Genomic DNA, 5,841 nt, shown 5'->3' on the forward strand with positions numbered 1-5,841 from the left:
TCAGAGCCTTTTCCTCCCGGGCAGGAATAAGCTCTTTTGTCAGGGAATAAAGATCATCCAGAATTTCTGTTTTTTCCTCTTCATAGACACTGCACCTTACTTCCAGAGAGGCCTCCAGTCCGAAAATCCTCATCTCCCCGTCCTCATCCATTCGAATGTCTATATTTTCATCTGTAAGCGAAGCCTGAATGTCATGGTACATAGTATCTTCTGCCCCGTAACATTCTAACTTTCCCTCAAAGGGAATATTTTGCTCCACCCATTCCATCTTCTGCTCCTGTGACTCATAAAGACAAAACAGCTGAATCTCTCCTCTAAGCAGCAGCTCATCTGTTCCAAGTCGGGTATCCAGCTTTCTTAAGTTCGCCTCTCCATAGAGGAGTGTACCTATATTTTCTTTTGAAGCCGGAATCTTCATCTCTTCCTTGATCCGGTATATGTCTTTTTTCATCGAATGCAGCTTCAGTATTTCCTCTGTCCGGAAGCGTTTATAGACCGGTTCAGAAGTCTCCACATCTGTTGTCAGGATTTCCTCACTCTCTCCCTCTGAGCTGACTTCAAGGTCAACTGCCACCCGGATATTCAATTTTCTGGAATGAATAACGGTTACATTCAGCTCTGCGAAAGATGATCTGACATATAGTTTTCCCACTGGTTCATCTTCCATATACACCATCTCTTCAAAAGACAGTTTCCCCTGAAGCGCCGATACCTTCTGGATCTCATTTTCTGTTTCATACAGGATCTGATAGGTAATCTTTCCTGTGATCCTGGCATAATTTTCCGTCATCTTAATGTCCTCTACCCGCACGCGGCCTCCTGCCAGAATGACTTTCGCCACATCTTCTCTGACATCCGGCACATTGACATCCTCATCCACATAAAACTGATCCGTCACCCTTTTTCCTGTCTGTATACAGTGAACTGCCTTTCTGACTTCTTCCACTTTTATTTCCTCCTTTTTCACTCATCAAATCGGATTTTTTTTGCACTATACGGCATCTTTACCGCCACATAAGGGCAGGTCTTTTTTTCTTTAGCTTCCTCCTCTGATTCCGGACCTTTCAAATAAGTCCGTATGTAAATGGCATTCTTTGTCTCATAAAGTTCCCTGACTTCTGCCTGATATCCTTCCGTGTCCTTTTCTCCGTATCCTCTCACAATATAAAGCATCCCCTGATCTCCGTAGGAAATCTTCATGGGGTCCTCCTTTTTCTGTTCAATCTGCTTTTGCAGCTCTTTTGGCAGCTCTTCTTCCTTTACTACTGTATATTCGATATCGCCGGTTTTTTCTTTGTCCTCTTTTACCACACTGCAGCCTGCAGACGACGAAACAAAAATCAGCAAAACAACGCAAAGCGTGCAAAGCAGCCTCCTTTGTTCTTTCATATCTTTGTACCATGCAGTTATTTCTCTTTATCATCATACACGCCACCCCTTTGAAAAATGACAGTTTTATGGTAAGATGTGGTAAGATGTCTGAGAAATATCTGAAAGTATAAAAAGAAAGGCTGCAGTAATATGATAAGATTTATTTGTATCGTAATTGTTCTGTTTCTGTACCTGGTCATCGGCATTCCCGTTCTCCTCATAGAAAACGTAGTTGGCCTTGTCAGCAAAAGAGCAAAAGACTATTCCTGTCTCCGGATGGTGCAGTGGACGTTCCGGCTCATGCTGAAAATTGCCGGAGTGAGCGTAACTGTGATCGGAGAAGAAAACATCCCGGATGAACCGGTCCTTTATATAGGAAATCACAGAAGCTATTTCGATATTCTGCTGACCTATTCCAGGTGCCGGCGCCTGACAGGCTATGTTGCCAAAAAAGAAATGCTCCGCTATCCTCTTCTCCGTGACTGGATGAAAAACCTTTACTGTCTCTTCCTCGACAGAAGCACGCCGAAGGAGGGACTCAAAACCATTCTGACTGCTATAGAATATATCAGAAGTGGAATTTCTATCTGCATCTTCCCGGAGGGAACAAGAAATACAGGCGAAGAACTTTCTATGCTGCCATTTAAGGACGGTGCGCTGAAGATTGCTGAAAAGACAGGATGTCCTATCATCCCCATGTCCATGAACAATACACAGGCAATCTTTGAAAAACATCTGCCTTTTGTCAGAAAAGCCCACGTGGTACTGGAATATGGAACCCCCATTTATCCGGACAAACTGGACAAAGAAACCAAAAGGCATCTGGGCGCATACTGCCAGAATATCATCCAGGAAACAATCATAAAAAATCAGTCCCTGGTATAGTTTTTTTACATTCTTTTTACAACTGTAAAAAAAACGTGGTATAATAATTGCACCATGTGCAATTCAAGCTGATAAATCAGCTTGCCCCGCTTTGCGGGGATTATACCTGGCAATCCACGGCTTGAAAAGTAAATACCGCTCCGCGGTGCTTCCTTTTCTGCGCACGTGGTATAATATCCGCGTAAGCAATGAGCCATGCAGAAATACAAGAGGGACAAATGCATGCTTGCATGCAATTTGGACGTCTTGCATTTCTATAGGGCGAAAGCCCGCGAGCGAGGTCCCGAAGGGGGCGAGCTTGCATGGCGAATGTTCTGTTAAGGCATAAATACCGCTTTGCGGGGACGAGGCCCGCGAGCGAGGTCCCGAAGGGGGCGAGCTTGCATGGCGAATGTTAACTGCCAGAGACACCATGTCTGCTGACGCAGACATGGAATAAAAAGGTACTAAAAGGAGTTTAAAAGGAACAATGAACAGACACGACCTTACCCTGCTTACTGACTTCTATGAACTTACTATGATGCAGGGATACTACGAAAAGGGGCAGAATGAAACCGTCATCTTTGACGTATTCTTCCGCCAAAATCCAAGCGGAGGCGGATATTCTATCTGCGCCGGACTGGATCAGATAATTGAATATGTAAAAAATTTGAATTTCACTTATGAGGATGTGGATTATCTCCGGAGTCTGGGGATCTTCAGCGAAGATTTCCTGCACTATCTCGGAGGCTTCCACTTTACGGGAGATATTTATGCTATTCCCGAAGGAACGGTAGTCTTTCCAAAAGAACCGCTCATTAAGATTATTGCCCCTATTATGGAAGCACAGCTCGTAGAGACAGCGATCCTGAATATCATTAATCATCAGTCCCTGATCGCCACAAAGGCTTCCCGTGTCGTCTTTGCCGCTAACGGGGACGGTGTAATGGAGTTTGGACTCCGCCGTGCCCAGGGACCCGATGCCGGCCTTTACGGCGCCCGCGCCGCAATGATCGGCGGCTGTGTTGGAACTTCCAATGTTCTGGCAGGCCAGCTTTTTGATGTACCGGTACTTGGTACCCATGCGCACAGCTGGATTATGAGTTTTCCGGATGAATATACTGCTTTTCGCGCTTATGCAGATCTTTATCCTGACAACTGCACCCTTCTTGTAGACACCTATGATACCCTGAAATCGGGTGTTCCAAATGCAATCCGGGTATTCCAGGAAATGAAAGACAGCGGAAATCCTCTGAAGCGGTATGGCATACGTCTGGACAGCGGGGATCTTGCCTATCTCTCCAAGGAAGCGCGGAAAATGCTGGATGAAGCCGGATTTAAAGATGCAGTCATTGCCGCTTCCAACGATCTGGATGAATACCTGCTTCATGATTTAAAAATGCAGCAGGCGGCCATCACTTCCTGGGGCGTAGGAACAAATCTGATCACCTCTAAAGACTGCCCATCCTTTGGCGGTGTTTACAAACTGGCAGCTATTCAGGATGAATCAGGTGCCTTTATTCCTAAAATAAAAATTTCCGAAAATACGGAAAAAATCACAAATCCCGGAAACAAAACCATTTTCCGGATTTATGATAAGACCACCGGCAAAGTCCGCGCTGATCTGATCTGCTTTGCAGATGAAATTTTTGATCCAAGCGAAGATCTTCTTCTCTTTGATCCGATCGAAACCTGGAAAAAGACAAAGCTGCCCGGCGGATCTTATACTATGCGCGAAATTTTAGTACCTGTTTTCCGCAAAGGAGAATGTGTGTATCAGTCTCCTTCCGTTATGGAAATCGCAGAATACTGCAAACAGGAAAAGAAAACACTGTGGGATGAGACAAAGCGTCTTTTCTATCCACATCAGGTATATGTTGACCTTTCTGAAAGCTTATATCAGGTAAAAAAATCCCTTCTTGACCAGATGGGTATGGACTAGAATATTAAGGAGTGTTAATTTTATGAATATTATTGTACTTGCAGGAGGCTACAGCAACGAAAGAGATGTTTCTTTAAGTTCCGGAGGAAGCATTTGCAAAGCTTTGAGAGAACGGGGCCACAACGCCTATCTTCTTGATGCTTTCCTCGGCCTTCCTACAGCACCTGACAATCTGGAGGAAGTCTTTACTATTCCCGGCGGCGGACTTGAGATCGCTTCCGGCATTCAGGTAACCGAACCTGATCTGGAAGCATTAAAAGCTTCACGCCCCGGTGATTCAGCAAGCTATCTGGGGCCCAATGTTCTGGAGCTGTGCCGCATGGCGGACATCACATTTATGGCTCTTCACGGCGGCTTTGGCGAAAACGGGAAAATACAGGCAACCTTTGATACACTTGGAATCCGCTATACAGGGCCTAATTCTCTGGGCTGTGCTTTATCAATGAACAAAGGAGTTACCAAAGAAATTTTCCAGATGCAGGGAGTTCCTACTCCGGTAGGGCTTCATGTACCCCACTCCCAAAAAGATCTTCCTCTTTCCGATCTTGGCTTCTCTCTTCCCGTTGTAGTGAAGCCCTGCTCCGGAGGATCCAGCCTTGGCGTACACATCGTGCATACGGATGAAGAATACCGTGAAGCGATGCGCCAGTCTTTCCTGAAAGAGGATGAGGTTGTAATTGAGCCTTTTATCAACGGAAGAGAATATGCATGTGGTATTTTTGACGGAAAGGCGCTTCCTCTGGTAGAAATTGTTCCATCAGACGGATTTTTTGATTATGCCCACAAATATCAGCAGGGCGGTGCGTCAGAAATCTGTCCTGCCACTTCTGTAGACGCAAAAACGACAGCTATGATCCAGGAAGCCGGCGAAAAAGCCTACAAGGCTCTGCGTCTGGATGTATATGCAAGAGCTGATTTTATTGTAGATAAAGAAACGGAGGAATTTTACTGTCTGGAAGTAAACTCTCTTCCGGGTATGACATCCGCAAGCCTTCTTCCCAAAGCAGCAAAAGCAGCAGGATATGAATATGGGGAATTTTGCGAGCTTATCATACAAAAATCTCTGGAAGCGAGATATCAGTAGCTGATTCATTGTCAAAAACAAAAGGGAGATTATCATGAAAAATCTGACGATAGAAAATATAACTAACGCCTGTGGCGGTACTTATCACGGCGATCCTTCCCTCCTTGCAAAGGAGGTAAGCATGGTTACCATAGACAGCCGCCGCCTTGCAGATGACTGCCTGTTTGTGGCAATACACGGCGAAAGGGTCAACGGTCACAAGTTTATTCCTGATGTTATCCGACAGGGTGCACTGTGCGCCGTTTCTGAAGAAGATCTCGGAGAGACTTCTGATCCTTATATTCTTGTAGATTCTACAGCCCAGGCTCTTCTTGATATTGCAAAGCTGTATCGGGATTCTTTTGACATTAAAGTGGTGGGCATCAGCGGCAGTGTCGGAAAGACCAGTACAAAAGAAATGATTGCTTCTGTGCTTTCACAGAAATTCAATGTGCATAAGACACAGGGAAACTTAAACAGTGAATCAGGACTTCCCCTTACTGTCTTTGACCTTCGGGAAGAACACGAAGTTTCTGTTCTGGAAATGGGAATCAATCATTTTGGAGAAATGCGCAAGCTTTCCACAGTGGCAAGTCCGGAT

6 protein-coding genes are annotated in these 5,841 nt (G+C 45.2%); 4 read left to right on the forward strand and 2 right to left on the reverse strand.

Going from position 1 to position 5,841, the window contains the following annotated elements:
* Together WJ238_RS10160 and WJ238_RS10165 are read right to left on the reverse strand one after the other, a co-directional pair.
* The coding region (locus WJ238_RS10160; protein ID WP_337606875.1) for a DUF3794 domain-containing protein at nt 1-946 on the reverse strand (946 nt) is incomplete at its 3' end.
* Nucleotides 947-963: 17 nt separating this feature from the next.
* Nucleotides 964-1,389 carry a protease complex subunit PrcB family protein gene (locus tag WJ238_RS10165; RefSeq protein ID WP_337606876.1) on the reverse strand — a complete coding sequence of 142 codons (426 nt, stop codon included), beginning with the start codon at nt 1,387-1,389 and terminating at the stop codon, nt 964-966.
* Between the two features lie 132 nt (nt 1,390-1,521).
* Here WJ238_RS10165 and WJ238_RS10170 point away from each other — a divergent pair, with 132 nt between their 5' ends.
* The 4 genes from WJ238_RS10170 to WJ238_RS10185 form a co-directional block, all read left to right on the forward strand.
* On the forward strand, nt 1,522-2,256 hold the full coding sequence (locus tag WJ238_RS10170; protein WP_230107140.1) for a lysophospholipid acyltransferase family protein: 735 nt from the start codon (nt 1,522-1,524) through the stop codon (nt 2,254-2,256).
* A 469-nt stretch (nt 2,257-2,725) separates the two neighbouring features.
* Nucleotides 2,726-4,177, forward strand: coding sequence for a nicotinate phosphoribosyltransferase (locus WJ238_RS10175; protein WP_316266191.1), 1,452 nt, complete (start codon nt 2,726-2,728; stop codon nt 4,175-4,177).
* A 22-nt stretch (nt 4,178-4,199) separates the two neighbouring features.
* Complete coding sequence (locus tag WJ238_RS10180) at nt 4,200-5,261, forward strand: D-alanine--D-alanine ligase family protein (RefSeq protein WP_337606878.1); 1,062 nt, start codon at nt 4,200-4,202, stop codon at nt 5,259-5,261.
* A 34-nt stretch (nt 5,262-5,295) separates the two neighbouring features.
* Nucleotides 5,296-5,841: Mur ligase family protein (locus WJ238_RS10185; RefSeq protein WP_337606879.1), on the forward strand; the 546-nt coding region annotated here is incomplete at its 3' end.

The organism is Claveliimonas sp., assembly GCF_037273965.1.
In the GTDB taxonomy this organism is placed as follows: Bacteria; Bacillota; Clostridia; order Lachnospirales; family Lachnospiraceae; genus Claveliimonas; species Claveliimonas bilis.